General features: G+C 69.4%; 3 protein-coding genes. 2 read left to right on the forward strand and 1 reads right to left on the reverse strand.

From position 1 onward, the window contains the following. Both ACXJKG_RS20670 and ACXJKG_RS20675 read left to right on the forward strand, forming a co-directional pair. Positions 1–370: ANTAR domain-containing response regulator (locus ACXJKG_RS20670; RefSeq protein ID WP_456847597.1), on the forward strand; the 370-nt coding region annotated here is incomplete at its 5' end. Positions 371–611: 241 nt separating this feature from the next. Beyond that, positions 612–1,880, forward strand: coding sequence for an ABC transporter substrate-binding protein (locus ACXJKG_RS20675; RefSeq protein ID WP_456847598.1), 1,269 nt, complete (start codon positions 612–614; stop codon positions 1,878–1,880). An 81-nt stretch (positions 1,881–1,961) separates the two neighbouring features. On the opposite strand, the gene ACXJKG_RS20680 is transcribed toward ACXJKG_RS20675, so the two are convergent. Beyond that, positions 1,962–2,416 (reverse strand): endonuclease/exonuclease/phosphatase family protein (locus tag ACXJKG_RS20680; protein WP_456847599.1); only part of this gene is annotated, 455 nt, incomplete at its 5' end.

Genomic DNA, 2,416 nt, shown 5'->3' on the forward strand with positions numbered 1-2,416 from the left:
GGCACACCTCGCTCCGGTGGTGCTGCTGACGGCCTTCTCGCAGAAGGAGCTCGTGGAGCGGGCGCGCGACGCCGGCGCCATGGCGTACGTCGTCAAGCCGTTCAGCCCCGCGGACCTACTTCCCGCGGTGGAGATCGCGATCTCGCGGTACGCGCAGATCACGGCGCTCGAGTCCGAGGTGGCCGACCTCGCCGAGCGGTTCGAGACCCGCAAGCGCGTCGACCGGGCCAAGGGCCTGCTCATGACGAAGATGGGTCTCACCGAGCCGGAGTCGTTCCGCTGGATCCAGAAGACCTCGATGGACCGTCGGCTCACCATGCGCGAGGTGGCCGACGCGGTCATCGAGCAGGTCGGTGGCGGTTCGTCCTGACGGGTGAACGACACGAGGCCGGCCCGGCGACGATCGGGCCGGCCTTCGTCATGTCCGGACCCGCGAGATGCCGGTCATCCGTCCAGTTTCGTAGTTACTGGTCGGTCACAACTTGGCAACAACCCGCGCTGAGACATGTTGATTCACATCGCGGACACAAACAATGAGTACCTTCGCGCCACACCTGCAGGATCCCTACCGGGGTCCGGCGGATCGAAGTACTCACAGAGGGGTACCACGCATGATTCGTTCGACTCACGCAGTTCGGGCCGCGGCCCTGGCCGGTGCGGCCGCGCTGGTCCTCACCGCCTGTGGCGGTTCCGGCGGCAGCAGCGACGACGCGTCCGACGGTGGCACGGCCTCCGGTTCCGCAGACGCCCTCATCGTCGGCACGCTGCTCCCGCAGACCGGGTCGCTCGCCTACCTCGGCCCGCCCGAGATCGCGGGCGTCGGGCTTGCCATCAAGGAGATCAACGAGGCCGGCGGTGTGCTGGGCAAGGACGTCGTCCAGGAGGACGCCGACTCGTCCGACGCCGACCACGCCGAGGTCGCCACGCAGTCCGTGACCGACCTGCTCTCCAAGAAGGTCCAGGTCATCATCGGTGCGGCCTCCTCGTCGGTGACGCTGAACGTGGTGGACGACATCACGGCGGCGAAGGTCGTGCAGATCTCGCCGGCCAACACGGCCACCAAGCTGTCCGGCTACTCGCCGTACTACTTCCGCACCGCTCCGCCGGACACGGTCCAGGGCGCGGCGCTCGGCAACCTGATCACGGGTGACGGCCACTCCAACGTGGGCATCCTCGTCTTCAACGACGACTACGGCACGTCGCTGCGCGACGTCGTCGAGTCGACGGTCGAGGGCGCCGGCGGCACCATCACGTACGGCAAGAAGGGCCAGGAGTTCGACCCGGCTGCCAGCAGCTTCGACTCCGACATCACGGCCCTCCTGGCCACCAAGCCCGACGCCGTCGTGGTCCTGGCCTTCGAGCAGACGAAGCAGATCATCCCGGCGCTCATCGGCGCGGGCGTCGACCCGTCGACGGTCTACCTCGTCGACGGCAACACGGCGGACTACTCGGCGGACTTCCAGCCGGGCACCCTCGAGGGCGCTCAGGGCACCATCCCCGGTGCGTTCCCGAGCGACGACTTCCAGGCCAAGCTGAAGACCGTCGACGCCAACCTCAAGGACTTCGCCTACGGTCCCGAGTCGTACGACGCCACCATCCTCGCGGCCCTCGCGGCCGTGAAGGGCAAGGGCACGGACGGCGAGACCATCCAGAAGAACCTGGCGGCGGTCTCGGGCGCGAACGGCGGCGAGGAGTGCAAGTCGTTCGCCGACTGCGTCAAGCTGCTCGACGACGGCAAGGACATCCAGTACAAGGGCCAGGCCGGCGTGGGTCCGTTCAACGCGGACAACGACCCGTCCAGCGCCTTCATCGGCGTCTACAAGTACGGGGCCGACAACAAGAACGTCTGGGTGAAGGCGGTCGAGGGCTCGGTCAAGTGACCTTGTCCTGATCGCGTCGACAGACGCTGGACCACCACCGAGGGCCGGTGCGGAGCGATCCGCGCCGGCCCTCGGTGCGTCTCAGGTCAGCTCGACGTCGACGACGAGAGCCCGGTGGTCGGACAGGCCGGCGTCGACCGCGCGGCCGACGGCGACGGCGTGCACGGGACCGTCCGCGAGGATGTGGTCGAGCTGGCGGACGGGGGCCTCGACGGGATAGGTCGCGGCGTGCACGAGCGGTCGGAGGCCGGTGGTCCGGACCGGCCGCTCGAGGTTGAGGTCGCCCATGAGCACGAGGGGTCGGGGAAGGGTGCTGGTCTGCGCGGTGAGGTAGCGCAGCTGGCGCGACGTCCAGCCCGGGATCACGGTCAGGTGCGTCGCTACCGCCGTCAGGGGCCCCTCAGGCGTCTCCAGGACGGCCGCCAGCGCCGCGCGGGGCTCGTCGCGCACCCACGACGGCCAGCGGCTGCCCGGCCAGCGCACGAGGGCACGAGGTCGGAGCGTCGGCAGCGTCAGCACCCGCCACCGGCTGACCG

It is taken from the genome of Cellulomonas sp. P5_C6 (genome assembly GCF_054049635.1).

Coding starts and splice junctions, on each gene's coding strand:
- ACXJKG_RS20675 (WP_456847598.1), top strand. CDS start 612: ATGATTCGTTCGACTCACGCAGTTCGGGCCGCGGCCCTGGCCGGTGCG.